Genomic DNA, 17,611 nt, shown 5'->3' with positions numbered 1-17,611 from the left:
GTCACATAAGATAGTTGCCTACAATGCTTTCAGGAATGCCATCAATGACGGCAGGGATCGCTGCCGTGGGGTGCTTCTCAAGCCGCTGATATCAACCTTTTCCAACGCCTTGGCCTTCATCTCGAGATCCACCTCGGCGTAGATGTGCGTGGTATCCAACGACACATGGCCCAGCCAAGCGCGGATCGTGTTGATATCGACGCCTGCTCGCAGGAGATGGACAGCTGTCGTGTGCCGGATCGTATGGGGGCTGATGCGCTTCGTGGCCAATGTCGGCACGGTTTTGCTCGCCGTGGCAGCGTATTGCGTCACGACGCGGTGATTTCCGAACCTCGTCAGAGGCTCCTTCGTCCGACCCAGAAAGACCGCATCGCTCCTATCCCGATCGGCAATGAGTCGAGCCAGCGATATCGCCGTCGCTGGCCACAATGGGCAAATTCGTGTCTTGTTTCCTTTGCCGTGAAGGCGGACTGACGGAGACGTGCCCAACTGAAGATTGCCAATCGTCAATTTTGCGGCCTCATCCGCGCGAGCACCGCTGTTGTACAGGAATAGCAACAGAGCATGATCACGCGCGCCGATAGGCGTACGCCTGTCAGGTTGACCGAGAAGCGCATCCATCTCGGCCTTCTCGAGATACCCGATTGCGGCCTTCGCTGTCTTTTTGAATGGTATTGCCCTTATCTCGGAACACCACGCCAGATGAACCGGTGATCGCATGCCGACGAAGCGTGCCAGCGAATGAATGGTCGCCAGCCGTTGGTTACGGGTTGCCTCGCTGCATCGGCGATCACGTTCTAGATGGTCCAGGAATTTGCGGACGACTGCCGGCGTCAACTCCTCCACTGTCATACGTTCGATGGCGCAACTTCCTTTCTCACTCGCAAACGGCAACAGCAGTTTAAGTGTGTCGCGGTAGCTGGCTTGGGTGTTGCGGGAAAGATTGCGTTCGGCGACCAGATGCTCCAACAGGAAACGACGGATCCACGGACCAAGGAGGTTCTCATCCTTCATGGTCGGCCCCCATTGCATATTGCGCAAAGCGCTGGCTGGCTGCATCGAGGAGATCGGGCGTCATGTGCAAATAGCGCTGGGTCGAACGTATATCGATATGGCCAAGGTAGGTTGCGAGTTGCGGAAGCAACCTTTGCACGTCTTGACCGGAGCGATACCAGGCGACCACCCGGTGCACGGCGGCGGTGTGACGAATATCGTGCAGTCGTGGCGGCCGAAGCTCCCCGATAGGGCAACTGATTCCGGCGGCTCGACGGACATGCTGGAACCAGGAAATAACCCGCACGTAGTGCCACGGCCGGCCATCGCGCGTAGTGAACAACGGTGATTGTTCCCCACGCGGCAAAGGGAGAAGGCGCCGGCGTTCGATATGCGCAGACAGCTCGTAGTTGAGCTTTGGTCCGATCGGCACGAGACGCGTTTTGAAGAACTTCGTGTCGCGGACAGTGATGATCTGCTCGGTCAGGTCCACGTCTTGCAAGACCAAGCGAAGCGCCTCGCCGATGCGCATACCGCTACCGTAAAGCAGCAGGAGAAGGGTGCGATACATTGCCGGCACCTGAGGACTGTGCCCAAGCTTCAGGATAGAGGTCGCGTCCAGCAGCCGGCGCAGCTCTTCCGTCGAATAGACGTACGGCGTCTGTTGCGGCGGCAGCTTCGGCAATGATGTCGGCAGTGGCGAGAACGCCGGATAGTCGCGGCTGACGGCGAAGCGGTAAAGACCGCTCAACACCCTGTAACGCAGCATCCAGGTGGCGCTGAGCGATCCGCTGCCTTGGAGAAACGCGGCTACCGCCTCCGGGGTAATCTCGCTGATCTCGGGATTGCCCATCACGCGGCAGAATCTGCGCAACAGCACCTCGGCGGACTCGAAACGCATGCCCAATGACCGCTGCTTGGCCAGATACGCGTCGACAACATTGGACAGCATCATTGCAGCGCTCCCAAGTCGAATGCACCAACCTCGCGAAGGGCTGCCAAGTTCACCTTGGCGTAGATACTGGTCGTCGCCGCGCTGCGGTGCCCCAGATGGTCCCCGATCTCCTTTATCGACAGACCTTCGGCAAGAAGCCGAGAGGCGCAGGCATGCCGCAGTGCGTGCCCCCCGCGATGGGCCGCTTCGATTCCAAGCGCGACAAATCTGCGGTTCGCGACATCATAGATGCTTCCCGCCTTCAACGGCCGACGGGGCGCTTGCATGCATAGGAAGACTTCCGGGTGCGACGACGACGGCCGAACCGTGTCGATGTAGCGGGCAAGCGCCTCAGCAACAGACGAAACGAGAGGATAGATCTGCGGCTGGCGGCGCTTCAGACGGAAAAGCCCTAGGGTCCCACCGGCCCAGTCGATCCGATCGAGGCGCAATGCAACTATCTCGCCGCTCCGCATTCCATAGACCGCAAGCAGCAGCAGGATTGCACGATCGCGAATGTCCCGCGGCTTGTCGGTGTCGGCATCGGCCAACATGCGCTGCACGTCTGACCAGTTCGGGGCGTACGGCAGCGACTCCTCTCGGTAAAGCCGGGGACGATCGATCGATCCGGCCAGGTTGTTTGCGCATAATCCCCGCTTTCCGGCATAGCGCAGAAATACCCGCAGAGCAGAAGCAGTGGTGGCGACCGACACACGGGACCATCGTCCCGTTGCCTGGGACACAAAATAAGCGTCGATGTCGACCGCCTGAAGATCTCCGAGTTGCCGGTTCGTCTGATCGCACCAGCGCAGGAACCTGCCGATCACACGGATCCATTGCTCAAGCGTCGATGGTGTGAAGCCGCGCTCATCGCGCATCCATCTCACATACTCTTCGAGTTGCCCCTGATACTCGAATCCGGTACTCGGTTCTCGCCACCAACCAAGAAATCGAAGCCAAGGACGTCCGATATCGACCACTCTTCGGGCGGCCGTGAGCGCTCCGTGCGCCTGTTGCCTCTCAATCGCAATCTGTCGGAGGACCTCGATGTCGATGCCCTCCGAAGGAGCATTCGGACCGAGGCGCGGGGCAATCCACAACAGCTCGTTGCGTTTGATTTTGAGAGAAGCGTGAGTGGCACCGCGTTCCGCGCAGTGGCGAAGATAACGGTTCCGCTCTTCGGCAAACGGCGCGTCATCATGATAGTGGGCCGCCGAGCGGCCGGCATCAGTCGTATGATCCATAGCAAACCTCCATTGGAAAGCTTGCTACCCAGTCATCGAGTTATGTTGCGTCAAGCCCCCCACGACACCGAGGCGCTTGAGCAAGAGAGGCCTTCCACTACATAAATTTGGCCGCAACATAACGGCTAATATGTTATGCGAAACATATTAGCCGTTTTTGCGAGCTGTTCCGTGGCTTTGAGAAGTGCCTTTCACCGACGATGCGCCAGGAACACGTTGCCGGCGACAAAGTCTTCGTGGATTATTCCGGCAAGAAGGTGCCGATCGTTGATCGCAAGACGGGTGAGATCCGCGAGGCGGAACTGTTCCTCGGCGTGCTCGGCGCGTCGAGCTACACCTACGCCGAGGCAACATGGACACAGACCCTGCCGGACTGGATTGGGTCACACGTCCGCATGTTCACCTTCTTCGACGGTGTGCCCCGGCTGATCGTGCCCGATAATCTGAAGTCCGGCGTCAACCGCGCCAGCTTCTACGATCCGGAGATCAACCGCAGCTACGGGGTGATGGCTGCTCATTATGGTGTTGGCGTCCTGCCAGCACGTCCGCGACGCCCGAAGGACAAAGCCAAGGTCGAGAATGGCGTAAAGTTCGCCCAGAGTTGTATTCTCGGCCGCCTTCGCAAACAGACATTCTTCTCGCTCACTGAAGCCAATGCCGCGATTGCTCAGATGCTGGAGCGCATCAACAATCACGTTATGCGCCGGTTGGGCGTCAGTCGTCGGAACCTCTTTGAGACGGTCGAACGGGCAGCACTCGCTGGTCTACCTGCCGAGCACTACGAGTTCGCAGAATGGCGCTTGGCGCGGGTGTCGACGGATTATCACGTTGAGTTCCAGAGCTACTTCTATTCGGTCCCGCACGGCCTCATCCGGAGCCAAGTCGATATCCGCGCCACCGCACGGATGATCGAGATCTTCCACCGAGGCAAACGCGTCGCTGTGCATCAGCGCCGCTATGGTGGTCCGCGCTACGGAACAGACCCGGCGCATATGCCGAGTTCGCACCGCCGATATGCGGAATGGACACCGGAGCGCTTCCGACGATGGGGCGCATCCATTGGGCCGCAGACGGAAGGACTTATCATCGCCATTCTCGCCAGCCGTCCGCATCCGGAACAGGGCTTTAGAACATGCTTGGGGATTCTGCGCCTCTATCGCGATATCGGTCATGACCGCGCCGAGGCCGTTTCAGCACGCGCTGTCGATATCGGCGGCTTGAACAGCAAGACCATCGCCTCACTCATCGCCACCTACAAGGGCAAAAAGCCTTCCACCGAACCTGCCGCCGTTATGGAACACGCCAATTTGCGCGGTCCCGGTTACTTTCATTGAGGAGACATTCCATCATGCTGACCAATCCCACCATCGACATGCTGCGCGATCTCGGCCTTTCCGGCATGGCAAGCGCCTATCAAGAACTCGACACGCAGCCGGAAGTCAGGCACCTCGAGCACGGAGAGTGGCTCGCGCTTCTTCTTGAGCGAGAGACCACCGCACGCCGCCAGAAGCGCTTCGAGGCAAGGGCTCGGGCCGCAAACCTCCGCCATGATGCCCAGCTTGAGAACATCGACTTTCGCGCCACCCGTGGCCTCGATCGCAATCTCTTCCTGAAGCTCGCCGGATGCGACTGGATCCGGCAGCGCCATAGCATACTGATGATCGGACCTGCGGGCGTCGGCAAGAGCTGGTTGTCTTGCGCTCTTGGGCACAAGGCATGCCGCGAGGACTTCGCTGTCGCCTATCATAGGCTTCCGAGGCTCTTCGCGACCCTGGCTTTGGCGCGTGCTGACGGCCGATATCCAAAGGTTTTAAAGGCTTTGGCGAGAACCGACCTGCTCATTCTTGATTAATGTGCACTGCGCAGAGATGTGGAGTTGATACCGCATGAGCCCGCAACTGCGCACCTTTCCGACGATACCACTCCACATAACTGAGCTGCTATAAGCGGCGCAGCCAGCCTAACATCCCGCCATCATAAGCAATGATCGTCTGATTTTTTGTAGATGACATCACGTCCGGAAAGACCTGTTCGAGCGCTTGCCGCTTCATATCGATATCGGCTCGCGCGTAGCGCATCGTTACGTTCAGGCCCGAGTGGCCGAGCCACTGGCTGATGGTGGCAATGTCAACGCCCGCCTTGAGAAGGTGGATGGCCGTTGTGTGCCGCAGCGAGTGGGGATGGATGCTTTTTTCGGCCAGAGTGGACTCTTCCCGCGCGGCCATATCAACATATTTGCGCAGCAAGTATCGAACACCGAACCGGGTCAGCGGTGTGCCGCGGTCGTTGAGAAAGACTCGTTGCTCGGCGGGATTATCCGAGGGCGGATGCTGCGTGTTGATCAATTCCTGAAGAAGCTGGGCCGTGTTTCGCCAGATCGGGCAGAGGCGAACCTTGTTGCCTTTGCCATGCAGGCGCACCTGGCAGGGCGATACCAGACGAAGGTCACAAATGCGAAGGTTCAGAATTTCCTGAACTCGTGCACCCGTATTGAACATCAGCGAGAACAGTGCGTAATCCCGCCGTCCTGAAGGCGTGCGGCGGTCGATACACGCCAGGACGCTCTTGATTTCTGGCTCTTCGAGATATTCGACAGGTGCCACCCGCGCGCCCCTTTTGAAGGGAAGTGTCAACACCATTTGCAGGTTATCCATATGTTCGGGATGCTCTGAGATCAGGAACCGCGCAAAGGTATGCATCGCCGCCAGCCTTGCATTGCGGGTCGCAATGCTGTTGCCACGCTCGACCTCAAGCGACGTGAGAAAGCTACCGATCCTGTCGGCATTGATGTCGGAGACGTCGATGCTTTCGACGGATCCCTTGGTCTCTGCAGCTGCAAATCGCAGGAACAGGACCATCGTGTCGCGATAGCTCCGGATCGTATGATGGCTCATGCCGCGGAGAGCGGGAAGATATTCTTGAAAGAAGCGTGCCATGCTTCGTCCCAATGCCGTGGATTGATGCTTCTTCATGCCACGACCTCGCTGACGAGACCGCCGAAAGCCTCTTCAAAGCGGTCGCTGGCGATCGCCCTCAGCTTCGGAAGGAAGTGCAGATAACATGCCGTCGACGCGATGCTAACGTGACCCATGTAGAGAGCCAGCTTCGGCAAATTCGATTGCACATCGGCGCCGTCCAGATACCAACGGATGAGCGCCCCGACTGCAAAGCTGTGACGCAGATCGTGAATGCGGGGCCGTCGGCCCTCGCTATCCTCAACATTTGCGGCCTTGAACAGGGCATGGATTCCGCCACTGATCCCAGTGCCAGTATAGGAACGAAGACCGCCTTCCGTGTTGATAAGAAGTGGCGTGTCGGGATCCCTGCTGAACGGCGGGGCGAGACGTTTTCGAAGGTAGCTACACAATTCGGTATGTGCGTCGGGCGACAGCGGCAATATTCTTGATTTGTGGAACTTGGACTCCCGAACCCGTAACACTCCACTTTCAGGCTCACAGTCTGCCAGCGTAAGGCGCAACAATTCGCCGCGACGCATCCCGGTCGTGTACAGCAGAATGACGGCCATCCTATAAACCGCAGGCCGCAGCGGCGATCCAGAAGCGACGGGCATATTGTTAGCGGCGGTCAGCATTCTGGCTATTTGCCCGGGCTCCACAATAACGGGACGCCGGTACGGCCGGGGCCGCGCGAAGTACAAGGGATCGGGGACAAAGCAGCCCGGCTCCTTGCGCCGCCGATAAAGGCAGAACATGCGGACAACGCGTTGGCGATAACGCAAGGTATTGCTTGCCAGATGAGGGAATGCGGCACACCATCGATCAAAGCTTGCACGGTCAAGATCCTGTCCCGGGGTGCGGCTGATAAATTCACGCAAGGTCACTAGAACCCTTTCCTCCGGGTAATAGCGGCGGCCAAGAGCACGCTGATGGGCAAGCCATGCCACAATCGGCTGATCGAGGGGTGTCGGAGAGATGGTTGTGAACATTGCCATTCTCCTCAATGAGCAGCAGTGCCAGGTACTGGCAGAGCCACCGTACGCAGCATGTCCGTCTCGATGCGAAGATAAACACAAGTGCTCTCAAGGCTGTGGTGCCCGAGCAGGTCACCGATCGTTTTTACCCCGACGCCTCGGCCTAGCAATCGCATGGCAAACGAATGTCGCAATGCATATGATGAGACACCATCGAGCGGTAGGCCGCTTTGCCGTGCCCGTTTAGTGAAGATGTCGCATATCCCCCAGCTCGTCAGGGCTCCCACAGGACTACGCGCTTTCGGGAACAGGACGTCCGTCACCGTACCGCAGGGACGCCCTTCGGCAAGATATCTGTCGAGGATTTCAAGGGTCTGGTCAGCCAAAGGAAGAACCAGGGTGGAACGAGTCTTGCGCTGTTCTACGCGCAGAGTACGTCCCTTCCAATTGACCGCGTCTAGCGTCAGCGCTGCAATCTCAGAAGGCCGCAGACCGTAATAGGCCATGAGGTGGAGGATCGCATGGTCACGTCGGCCGAGATAATCAGTCCTGGCGACCGAGGCCAGCAATTTTTCGATCACCTCCCAACCAAGGGCACGAGGCGGCAATTCTCCACGATAGGTTCTGGGCGTATCGATGCGCTCAAGCCCTCGCGCAGTCTCACCACGATCGCCGCAAAAGCGCAAAAAAGCGCGCAGATGGGCGACTTTATGCTGGAGCGTTTGGCGCAGCACTCTGCGGCTCAAGGTATGGATGAAGTTTTCGACGTGCTCTGATGTCAGTGCGGAAAGGTCCTGTGCTGGTCCAGCCGACAAGGACAGAAAAACCTCGATCGTTGCCAGATGCTGGCCAATCGTCGCTGGTGCTAACCCCCTTACGTCTCGAAGATATTCTCGATATCGTAGCAGCAAGTGCTCCAGAGGCCCTTTCGGCTTTGTTTCTTCAAGCCGTCTTTCTGCCTCTAGGAAGCGGCGATATGCCCGCTCAGTGGAAGCGTCGCGCAGAGCGCCAGGAACGAGGGCTAACGCTTCTTCCAATTCGGCTTCGCGTATAAACTGGCCACACTCAAGGGCCGCTGTGGCCTCGAGGATGCGCTTCAATCGGCGGACATGACGGCGTGCCGCAGCACCAGGGAGATACCCTACTGCGAGCAACCACCGGGCAAACAATTCAAGCTCCGCGCCGAAGCGCGAATATTGGTAATGGCAAGACTTCGGGAATAAAACCTTTAGCATGGCGCTCTCCTGTTGGGTTTGGGGAGCGGTCAATCTAGGCGGACGATGATTCAGTTATGTGGAGTGGTATCGTTGGAATGGTGCGCAGTTGCGGGCTCATGCGGTATCAACTCCACATCTCTGCGCAGTGAACGTTAATCAAGTAATGTTGTGCTACACATTACTCGATGACTGGGGGCCGGAGAAGCTCAATGACGAGCAAAGGCGCGACCTCTTGGAGATCGTCGAGGACAGATATGAGAAGCGTTCCACCATCGTCACCAGCCAAGTCCCCGTCGAACACTGGTACGACATGATTGGCAATCCGACCATCGCCGATGCCGTCCTGGACCGCCTCGTGCACAATGCATACCGCATCGAGTTGTCCGGGGAGAGCATGCGAAAGCAACGCTCCGTTACCGCCGCGGAAACAACCCAGGCATGACGGCGCGACAATCAGGATCCATTCATTGCAAAGACCCAGAGTTCAGCTTGAGATGACCGGCTTCACGCCGGAATCGTGGCCGGAATGAATTCGGAATGGGTGGCCGGCTTCGCGTCGGAATAGATGGCCGGCATCATCGGAATACGCACCATGCAGGAATTAGGGTACCCGCCCCATCTGACGTTTGCAGTTCTAACTCAATGGCCTGTCGATATAAGCACGATCATGACGGCGGTGTTTTCAACGCAAGAAAAGTTGTCAATTACCTTAGACGCCGTGAAATATTTCGATAACGACCCTATGGTTCTATGGGCAAAACCGCGCCCGGACCAAGTGTTATCGCGCCTTCACGAGAGGTTGCACGACCATTTAGACCCGCTTACTTGTCACGAACACTATCGCGTCGGCCAATGGGTTCCCCACTGCTCCCTCGCAACCAAAGTACCGCTGTCTGCCAAACCGGCCGCTATTGAGTGGGCAAAGACCCGGAGGCTCGCGTTCACAGTCGAGTTCGATTTGGCGGATTTTGTGCGATTCCCGCCAGTCGTGGTTCACGAAGAGCTTCGGCTACTTTGAATGGCCGCTCTTGGCGCTTCTGCCAAGCGCGGTGTCAGCCCAAAGCGGACGCGGCCCGGCGCTAAGCGATCTTGAGAGCGGCTAGGTCACCATTGCTCAAGGATGTCAAATTCACTTCAATCTTCTCGATCGGCCAATCCCACCAGGCAATTTCGAGGAGGTCGCTTATAACGTCCGCCGGATAACGCATTTTAATGACGGCGGCCGGATTGCCACCGACCATTGCATACGGCGGCACGTCGCGAGTAACGACCGAGCTTGCGGCCACGATTGCGCCCGCACCAATGCTCACGCCGGGCATGATTGCTGCGTCGTGGCCAATCCATACGTCATGGCCGACGACCGTATCTCTGACAGGCAGGTCCTTGTAGCCAAATGTCTCGGGCTTGAAGACCCGAAATGGATATGTCGTGAAACCAGTCATTGGATGATTGGCCGAACTGGTTATGCAATAGCTGCCCCGAGCAATCTGCACAAATTTGCCAATCACCAGCCGCTCGCGACATGCGTGACCGAGATAGGGTGCCAGTATCTGTGCCGTTTCTTCCGGTTTTCCAGAATGCGTGAAATAGCTGAAGTTGCCGACCTCAATACGCGGGTGGTCAATGACGTTCCTCAGGTAAACCGTGTCTGAGTAGACTCTGCCGTCAGGCAGAGTGATTGGGTGGATTGCGTCCGCATCAAGTAGCGACATGGAGAACCTTTTCGAAGGGCCGATTGCCGCGCAACGGGGAGGTCTCGGCGCGATGGACAAGCTGAGCCGATCAACGATATCGCTGCCAAGCGGCCAAATCCAGCCTTCTGGCTTCATCGCTTCCATGAATAGTTTTAATGAGACGTTCCGATTATATTGACCTCAATGACCACTTCTGGCGCGATGTTGTCAAAGTCTTATGTCCGATTTCGGGCCGAAGCGGCCATAGACACTCGGCCCGCCAGTCGTGTCAAAAAGTCTATCGTTCAGGTGATAGACCGTTTTTGGGGGTGCCGTGCAGAAGATCACAGTCCAATACAAACCAGACGACGATCATCATGGTGAATTGACCGCTGTCGTCCAAAGCGGAGACTTCTCCGGAAAAAGCGCTGCATGGTTTAGCCTTGCCGAACTTCGTAAATTCGAGATGTCCCCTGGGGCATATCCAATAGGCCAAGGCGACGCCCCAGCGTTATTAGAGGGAGGCTTCTTCGAAGATGACTCGATTGATCATGTACATCTCAGCCTCCAAATCGTTCCGATTGGCCTGAGAGGATTGTTGAGTGTGAAGGTCCTCTTGGCTACATCCGCACGGGAAACCATGCAGATTGAGCAAGAGCGGAATAAATTCAGCGCCGAGTTTTCTGTAACTTACGGGGACCTTTCGCGTTTTCAGTCGTCGCTTCAAAGCCACCTCAGTGGAGAACGTGGCGACGCCGTGTTAAAGCAGTCGTCGACTTAGGATGATAGGGGCTTTCAGCAGCGCGGTCATGCCTCGTCGGAAACTACTTGCTGACGTGCAGCATCAGTCATCGTCCAACTGACAAAGGGCAATGTCGTGGAAACATTCGCTGCTGTACTTCTGGGACTTGGATGCGGGATCGTTCTGCTCGCAATAGCTTTTCGAGTTGGTTTCCGTAGAAAAGCCACACAGATAGGGCCACGCCGCTCCGTGCAGAACCAAGACGTATTCGATAGACCCGAGCTTCTACAGTCCAATGGATAAAGATACTGGTGATTAGGTAGATGGGCTTGAGCAGGTCAGTTGGCATGGTTCGGCCCCGCGATTTCTCGCGAAAGCTGTTGTCTTGCGGCCCGCATGGTCAACCTATATGATTCGAGGAGCGAATATTCGCTCCCTCCCTTCCAATTGGCTTGGCTCCTGGCTTCAAGATCAGCATGACATCACGCGAAAAATACAACGCCTATCGTCGGGCCTGGTGGGCTAAATCGCTCGGTGAACACCTGACCGAATCTCGAGTATTCCTTCCCCGGGACGCCCACGAATGGGTTATGCGCTTCGCGGCGGAGGTTGAGGAGCGAATGCCTCTCGTCCTGGGGAAGCTGGTTGTCGCGCAGATTGCGGCGTCTGAGGGACGGGCGCAGGACAAACCCGCCGTTTCCGACCAACCGCGGGCTGAGTCTGCTGAAACCGTGAGCAGCGTCGAGGCCGTCTCAGCCGACAATCTTCACAAGCTATTTTATGTCGTGCTGGCATCGCGTTTCCCTGGTGATACAGGATCTACGCGTTTGCGACAGGTCGGCTTCCTGGCAGCGGTAGCGGCAGAGATTGCCGCCGGCCGAAAGCCTACCGCCAGTTCGATTGCCAATTGCTCGGATAACCACGTCTCGCAGATTACTGGACTTGCGAAGACGATGAAGGAGAGGGGCGTCATTGACGTTAGGAGTGCCTCGTCGGTTCGAAAAGGCAAGGCTGCGAAGATCTTCAGTATCCGTCAGGACGCACTTAAAGCCTTGCACGCCGCTCACGTCGAGGTGACGGGACAAGCGATCGACGACATCACGCCTCCCTGAGAATATTTTTCAAGATCGCTGTGCTTACCCATCGACTGTGGGAGAGACGTCACGCGCTTGTATTCACCGCATCGTTTGTTATATTGCTCATTTAAGCGGGTTGCCTAAGCCGCTTAAATTGAAAGGCTTCAATATCAACGATTTATGAGATCAGCCGGTCCCTTGGCGAATCGATTAATCAGGTGAAAGGATAGCGCACGGCAAAACGAAAACGACCTCGAAAGTTGCCGCTTTCAAGGTCGATCCGTCAAAGCTCAATGCTTGGATACGGGGTTGATCACCCGCAAGAATGACGAGATCATCTCCAAAAACCCTATTGTTGTCAAGCATCGGCGCCATTTGGCGAGCGGATTTCTGCTGCCGTGTCCTTGGAAGAGGACGCTAATGATAAGCACGCCCAAATCACATCATGAACGTACACACCGGCGGGTGAGTGTCGCCAGCATCAAGACAGAACGCATCCTCACGGCTTACCGAACGGCTAAAGCAAGTGGGTGCAGCAAGAGCCATCCGTCGCGAACACAGGCCCTGCAGGTGGCCAAGCGCTTTGCATCGGCAATAGGGTTGAAAGCCGCAAAGATTGCCCTGATCGACCAGTTGTTTGCTTTCACCAAGGCGGTGGATTGGTCCGACATTGGCATAGACCCTGTCGTCTGGCCGTCAAATGAATTGTTGGCCCGACGCCTCGGCATCAAGATATCGACGCTGAAATATCACCTTGCTGGTTTGGTCGACGTCGGTCTGATTTGTTACTCGGACCATCCGACATATCAACGGCGCGGCCGGCGCGGTGAGGACGGCCATATCGTCGAGGCCTATGGTATCAATTTATCGCCAATTGCTGCTCGTTACCGCGAATTGCTCGATCTCGCGGATGCGGCGGAGTTTGAAGCAAGGCAGTGCAAGGTTCTTTCTTATCGGCGCACGTCGCTCAGGCGGTCCATTGCGGCAATCGTCGAGGCGGCGAGACGGGAATTGGGATCGCTGAACGAGACGTGGAATTTGCTGTTGGCCCGCCGTGACCGACTACGCGAGCGTCGCGCCCAGGGATCCCCGGAATTGATCGAGGTCGTGGGCGCGCTCGAGGCCCTGCGCATTGAAGCGTCCGAGCTCCTGGAGGCTCTCTATCAGAGCCGAGATGCTAACACCGTGCTGGTGAAATTTCGGCCCCTACAAACTACAGCCGAAACTCTAGATTCTGAATCTTGTAGTGAGCTGAGGAATTGCTCCGACGCGAACCGCATCAGTGAGGCCGGCGACATTGGCGCGAAGGCTTTTGAGGAAAACCCTTCGGAAGCAGCGGCGCTAATAGAGCAAGGAAGGCGGCCGGTGGGCCGGGATGACGACATCGTCTGCGTTTCATTGCCGCTCTTGCGGTCGGCATTTTTGCAACTATCGGAGATGGTGCCCGAAGTGTTCAGCCATTGGGCGGTGTTCCGTTCGTCAGGCGGGCTACTTTGCCGCCTTTGTCACGTCAATCCGTTAGTCTATCAGGAGGCGGTAGGCGCGCTTGGGCAAGATCTCGCGATCGTGGCGCTGGCACTGACCGCTGAACGAAGTGCGAATGGCTCGGTTTCCAATGCGGGTGGATATCTGCGGGAACTGGTCAAGCGGAGCAGGCGGGGGACACTCAGATTAAGCCGATCGCTCTTCGGGATGGCCGCAGCAGGGCGGAGGGTACATTCGTAAGAGCCGCGAGGCGTTCCCGCGACTCGAGGCGGATCGTACGCAAATTCGCCGGGATCGCTTTGTAGGCCAGATGAAAGGCCTACTCTTAGCTCTCTGCCTTTTGAAGCCGGAGAACGACCTCGTAGCCAAATGTTTTGAGCAGTATCCCCGCCGGTTCGTCTGAGGGAATGGTGACGTTGATAGAGTCGCTTTCACGGACTTCACCAGAGATCTGCAACGCCTGATCGAAGCAGTGAACCGACCATTCTGCAAATGATTGATAGCCCTGCTGTCTAGCAAATTGATCGAGCGCAAAGCCCCGCGCGCTGTGCTTGCCCAAACCGACATGGGGAACACTCACGACGATGTTGTTACCGGCGTCTTCCATTCGAACTCATTTCCTTCGTCGTCATTGATAGGCTGAGGCAAAGCAGCCGGGGTGATCGCCGATTTGTGGTGGCCGTCGAACGGTCCAGGACTAGAGAGCTGTGATTGCCGGACAAGACGTCAACGTCTGGCCCACTTCGCCTGCGCGCCAGTTGATTTAAATGCTGTCTTGAGACCGCCAGGATCCCGTCCCCACGGGTTGAACAAATGCGCTCCAACATCCGAAAGTAATGGCATTGCGTTGTGCTACATATATATATCCGTGAAGCACGCGTTCGCAAGAGTGGAATAGTTGCATATGAGCGAAAATGTCTCGAATGATATAGATGTTACCGAAAAACGCTCAGATGGGCTCGACGGCGAGCCCGGTCTTGCCGCGCGGTGTATTGCCGCCCTGTTGGTTCGTCACGGCATTCCAAAATATCGCCATGCGGTTACAGTTTCAGAAATTCTAGGGCTGTCCTATTCAGCCGCCAATCGCCGCCTGACTATGAACGCTTCCTGCTCCTTGGAGGAATTGACACAAATTGCCGCGCACTTCGGGGAAACATTGGAAGAGCTCATCAGTCTCGACACCACAGACGCACTGATTGACGCTTCGATTGTTATCAACAGTCACATCGTGCCCTGCCGGATCCGATTGGGAAATGCTGTGGGGCAGGTGCCTCCAGGCACTCTGATCGCAACCGAGATCGATGGTGCGTGGCGCGTCATGCCATCAGATGCCAAATCGACTATACCGGCACACGCTGTGACGCGTCTGTTGATCGAGCCGACCAACTCACGTCGTCGGGTGGCGGTTCTCGACGATCACGTCGACACCGCAGAAACAATTGTCCGCTATATGGAGACGTCAGGTCTTGATGCGGTGGCTTTCAACGACCCTCAAGATTTGTGCGATCAGAGCGGGTTCGACGCCTATGTGCTTGATTGGATCATCGAGCGTGATGCACGCCGCCAGACGGTGCTCGAGTTGGTCGAAAAAATTCGCACGCGTAACGCCCGCTGCCCAATCATCATATTGACGGGGCAGATCAGGACAGGCAATGCCGATGAAGCAAATATAGCCGCGGCTCTGGCGCGGCACGATCTGAAATTCTTCACGAAGCCTGCGAGTATGCCGATTCTTGTCGCCGCCTTGAATGCCAGTTTCAAGAGTGCATGATCGCCAGCAACTGCTGGTCACGTACCGGTTTATCCAATGCGGCGTCGAACAGTGACAGGTCATGCTGGGGGCGATGTCTTGCCGCTGTTATTGCGACCAATCTGGTCCGACGGTTCGGATCTAACTTGCGAATATGCGATGCCAGCTCACATCCTGTCATGACCGGCATGTCGAGATCGATCAAGATAATTGAATAACTGTGTGCGGCAAAAAAATTTAATGCCACCATGCCGGAAGCGGCAGTGTTGGCCGAGAAACCATGGTCTTCAAATACGCTTGAAAGCCCTTTCAAAACGTCAGGATGATCGTCGACAATCAGAACCCGTTTCTGGGTCTCAGATGCCTCGTTGGAATGTTCAGACGCTTCCACGGCAGGTATTTCCAGATCGAAGCCCGTGCCGCCACCCGGCAGGCCTTTGATTGCCATGCATGCACCGAGCTGTCGCAACAAAGTCTGGACAACCGACAGACCGATCCCTCTCCCGCCGCCAAGGCTCAGCAGTCCCTTTGCATAGAGGTTGCTCTCAAGGACTGTTGGTGGCAATCCAGGCCCGGTATCCATCAATCGCAATATCAGCTTGCCTACCTTCTTGTCGAAAGGGGCGAGATCAACCTGAACATAGCCGGACGGCGTGTATTTAACTGCATTTGATATGAGGTTATGCAGCAGTTGTGCGATGCGCTCACTGTCGGCCACGACGAAATAGGCCTCATCGGGAAAGTTTATCCGCAACTCGAGGTGCTTGGCTGTTGCAGCGGCCTGATAATCCCCGACTACCCCTCGAACGAGTTCCCGTATCTCAAATACGGCCGGCTGCAGCTCGATATAACCAGTTTGGGCACGGGCTAGCGTCAGCATGTCACGAAGCTGGATAGTCAGGCTGTTTGCCGCCCGACGAATGCGCGCAGTCGTTTCGTTCCGGGTTCTGCCGTCTTGAGGTCTGTCGAGAACATCCAACGCCGAGACGATAACCTGAAGCGGTGTTCGAAGCTCGTGGCTGATCATTGCGAGGAAGCTCATCTTGTCCTCGACAGCGGCTTCCGCTGCCTCTGCCGCGCGCGTCTTTGCCAAGATCGCCCGCCAGTAGAATATTGAGGTGATGAGAGAGGACAAAACGGCGCAAGCCAGCAGTGCGGCGATAACGAGAATAATCGAATTTGCGGTCCGGATGGTTTCGAGGGACTTTTCCTTTAACCGGCTGTCTTGGTCCCAGGCTTCCGTGGACAATCTCAGCAAAAGATTGCCCACATCCTCAAACGTTGGCATCAATGCTTTAGTAGCCGATGCCGATATTCCCGGCTTAATCGAAGGCAGAACGTTTGTCGCGAACTCCACTAGAAGCGGGCCATCGCGTGAAAATCCCGAGATGCGCTTGTATCCGTCGTTTAGTTCAGACGGCCGTACGATGATATCGATGCCGGATATGAGGACGTCGATGTGAAATGATAGCCCTTCCGGGTCGACGCCAGATCCGTCGGCAATTGACTTCAAATCTAGCCTGACGGTTTCAAGCTCCCTCATGACTTGCGCTGTCGGCCAGTAGAAATATATTGGGTTCCGGGTGCTGATGTCGGACCACGGCATGTATTCGGTTCTCAGTATGCTCCAGTGAGAAGCGACTATGCCGATGCATACCGCGACGATCGCTGCTGGGAAACCGAACCACGCCAGATGAAGAGACCTCATTCCACCTCGATCCCGCATAATTGCCAGACCATGTTGGATGCCCTGACCGGTGTGTCCAACTCCGTCCTAAAGCGATCACGAGGAAACATGACGAAGATCGGCCCGAAATCTCTCACAGTCATGCGTACTCCGTCCTTGGTGGTGGCCAGTATAGTGCCATACCTGGCAAGGAAATCACCATCTACTTCGACGCTGAAATTATCGAGCGCCATGAGGCGCATCTTATTTCCCTTCGCCGCGACTACTTGGAGCAAATCGCTGAATAAGGGCCCGACAAACTCGCTTTTGGGGGTCCAGGGTGTTGATGTCGTTACAGTGGATGTCGGCAAGGCAAGAAATTCACGCTCTGACAATTCATAGGTTTTGTCGATATTGTTTGTAATTTTGCCAATCCTGCCGCTGATCGTCAGGAAGACGCCTTTTTTGCATCCGTTGGCGGTCAGAGCGGTCGCACCTGCCGCAGGTATATTCAGCATCAAGCCAACCGTCGCCAAAACGGCAGACATCGTCGCCTTAGACATTCTCTTCGGTTCTATGCAGCTCTCTCGGCGGCAGGTTGAGGGCAATTTCAAAAATATCATGCAAATCACGAGCTATAGTAAGGCTGGGTCGAGATCGGGTGATAGCTGCCAAATCTCCCAAATTCCATACCTAAATTTTATTCATCTGTGTTGTGATTTGAGCTTGATACGCTCGGATATATCCCGTATTTGGAATCATACGACTAAAAATAGGACATATTGGCAGAAATTAACGTATTACGCTTATGCATAATTTTTGCCGCGTTTTGGTTGATAGGCGATAGGAGACCATCATCTCCAGCCAGCTATCATGGAATGGGAGGTCAAATATCAAGTC

At 56.2% G+C, this 17,611-nt stretch carries 15 protein-coding genes and 3 pseudogenes; 8 read left to right on the top strand and 10 right to left on the bottom strand.

Annotated elements, in window-relative coordinates:
- Positions 1-18: 18 nt before the first annotated feature.
- Genes PR017_RS22940 through PR017_RS22930 form a run of 3 tightly spaced genes read right to left on the bottom strand, consistent with a single transcriptional unit; the run spans position 19 to position 2,907 of the window.
- Positions 19-1,014, bottom strand: coding sequence for a tyrosine-type recombinase/integrase (locus PR017_RS22940; RefSeq protein WP_111218327.1), 996 nt, complete (start codon positions 1,012-1,014; stop codon positions 19-21).
- Positions 1,004-1,948: a tyrosine-type recombinase/integrase gene (locus PR017_RS22935; protein ID WP_111218329.1), complete on the bottom strand. Its 945-nt coding sequence runs from the start codon at positions 1,946-1,948 to the stop codon at positions 1,004-1,006. Before PR017_RS22935 ends, PR017_RS22940 begins: the two co-directional genes overlap by 11 nt.
- Complete coding sequence (locus PR017_RS22930; protein ID WP_278333129.1) at positions 1,945-2,907, bottom strand: tyrosine-type recombinase/integrase; 963 nt, start codon at positions 2,905-2,907, stop codon at positions 1,945-1,947. The genes PR017_RS22935 and PR017_RS22930 overlap by 4 nt, the downstream gene beginning before the upstream one ends.
- Before the next feature lie 413 nt (positions 2,908-3,320).
- Between PR017_RS22930 and istA the strand changes: the two are divergent.
- Positions 3,321-4,505, top strand: a pseudogene (gene istA / locus PR017_RS22925) (IS21 family transposase); the annotation flags it as partial.
- A 14-nt stretch (positions 4,506-4,519) separates the two neighbouring features.
- Positions 4,520-5,020: pseudogene (locus PR017_RS22920) on the top strand (ATP-binding protein); the annotation flags it as partial.
- Between the two features lie 91 nt (positions 5,021-5,111).
- On the opposite strand, the gene PR017_RS22915 reads toward PR017_RS22920, so the two are convergent.
- The 3 genes from PR017_RS22915 to PR017_RS22905 are packed head-to-tail and all read right to left on the bottom strand — an operon-like array spanning position 5,112 to position 8,337.
- Positions 5,112-6,143 carry a tyrosine-type recombinase/integrase gene (locus PR017_RS22915; protein WP_111223097.1) on the bottom strand — a complete coding sequence of 344 codons (1,032 nt, stop codon included), beginning with the start codon at positions 6,141-6,143 and terminating at the stop codon, positions 5,112-5,114.
- Complete coding sequence (locus PR017_RS22910) at positions 6,140-7,117, bottom strand: tyrosine-type recombinase/integrase (protein ID WP_111223096.1); 978 nt, start codon at positions 7,115-7,117, stop codon at positions 6,140-6,142. The genes PR017_RS22915 and PR017_RS22910 overlap by 4 nt, the downstream gene beginning before the upstream one ends.
- A gap of 11 nt (positions 7,118-7,128) precedes the next feature.
- Complete coding sequence (locus tag PR017_RS22905; protein WP_111223095.1) at positions 7,129-8,337, bottom strand: tyrosine-type recombinase/integrase; 1,209 nt, start codon at positions 8,335-8,337, stop codon at positions 7,129-7,131.
- A gap of 160 nt (positions 8,338-8,497) precedes the next feature.
- Here PR017_RS22905 and PR017_RS22900 point away from each other — a divergent pair.
- Positions 8,498-8,761 (top strand): annotated as a pseudogene (locus PR017_RS22900) (ATP-binding protein); the annotation flags it as partial.
- 123 nt (positions 8,762-8,884) lie between these two features.
- Positions 8,885-9,337: a 2'-5' RNA ligase family protein gene (locus PR017_RS28590; protein WP_111223077.1), complete on the top strand. Its 453-nt coding sequence runs from the start codon at positions 8,885-8,887 to the stop codon at positions 9,335-9,337.
- Positions 9,338-9,398: 61 nt separating this feature from the next.
- Here the strand turns inward: PR017_RS28590 and PR017_RS22895 are convergent, their stop codons facing one another.
- Complete coding sequence (locus PR017_RS22895) at positions 9,399-10,031, bottom strand: CatB-related O-acetyltransferase (protein WP_111223091.1); 633 nt, start codon at positions 10,029-10,031, stop codon at positions 9,399-9,401.
- Between the two features lie 295 nt (positions 10,032-10,326).
- Between PR017_RS22895 and PR017_RS22890 the strand changes: the two genes are divergently transcribed.
- The 3 genes from PR017_RS22890 to repC all read left to right on the top strand — a co-directional run bounded on the left by PR017_RS22890 (position 10,327) and on the right by repC (position 13,535).
- Positions 10,327-10,773: a hypothetical protein gene (locus tag PR017_RS22890; RefSeq protein ID WP_111223078.1), complete on the top strand. Its 447-nt coding sequence runs from the start codon at positions 10,327-10,329 to the stop codon at positions 10,771-10,773.
- A 437-nt stretch (positions 10,774-11,210) separates the two neighbouring features.
- Positions 11,211-11,846: a hypothetical protein gene (locus PR017_RS22885; protein WP_111223092.1), complete on the top strand. Its 636-nt coding sequence runs from the start codon at positions 11,211-11,213 to the stop codon at positions 11,844-11,846.
- A gap of 273 nt (positions 11,847-12,119) precedes the next feature.
- Positions 12,120-13,535, top strand: coding sequence for a plasmid replication protein RepC (gene repC / locus PR017_RS22880; protein WP_240539178.1), 1,416 nt, complete (start codon positions 12,120-12,122; stop codon positions 13,533-13,535).
- Positions 13,536-13,620: 85 nt separating this feature from the next.
- Here the strand turns inward: repC and PR017_RS22875 are convergent, their stop codons facing one another.
- Entirely contained in the window at positions 13,621-13,902 is a 282-nt protein-coding gene (locus PR017_RS22875; RefSeq protein WP_111223080.1) for a hypothetical protein, read from the bottom strand.
- Positions 13,903-14,199: 297 nt separating this feature from the next.
- On the opposite strand from PR017_RS22875, the gene PR017_RS22870 reads away from it, so the two are divergent.
- Positions 14,200-15,066 (top strand): helix-turn-helix domain-containing protein, encoded by an 867-nt coding sequence (locus PR017_RS22870; RefSeq protein ID WP_111223081.1) that lies wholly within the window; start codon positions 14,200-14,202, stop codon positions 15,064-15,066.
- Here PR017_RS22870 and PR017_RS22865 read toward each other — a convergent pair.
- Both PR017_RS22865 and PR017_RS22860 read right to left on the bottom strand, forming a co-directional pair.
- Complete coding sequence (locus PR017_RS22865) at positions 15,053-16,588, bottom strand: hybrid sensor histidine kinase/response regulator (RefSeq protein WP_161959402.1); 1,536 nt, start codon at positions 16,586-16,588, stop codon at positions 15,053-15,055. The two genes, PR017_RS22870 and PR017_RS22865, sit on opposite strands and share 14 nt — an antisense overlap.
- A 161-nt stretch (positions 16,589-16,749) precedes the next feature.
- Complete coding sequence (locus PR017_RS22860; protein ID WP_111223083.1) at positions 16,750-17,274, bottom strand: putative pterin-binding protein; 525 nt, start codon at positions 17,272-17,274, stop codon at positions 16,750-16,752.
- Positions 17,275-17,611: the final 337 nt, after the last annotated feature.

Origin of the sequence: Rhizobium tumorigenes (assembly GCF_003240565.2) — a bacterium.
In the GTDB taxonomy this organism is placed as follows: Bacteria; Pseudomonadota; Alphaproteobacteria; order Rhizobiales; family Rhizobiaceae; genus Rhizobium; species Rhizobium tumorigenes.
The sequence above is the reverse complement of the archived record's forward strand: the minus strand, read 5'-3'. Positions and strand labels throughout refer to the sequence as shown.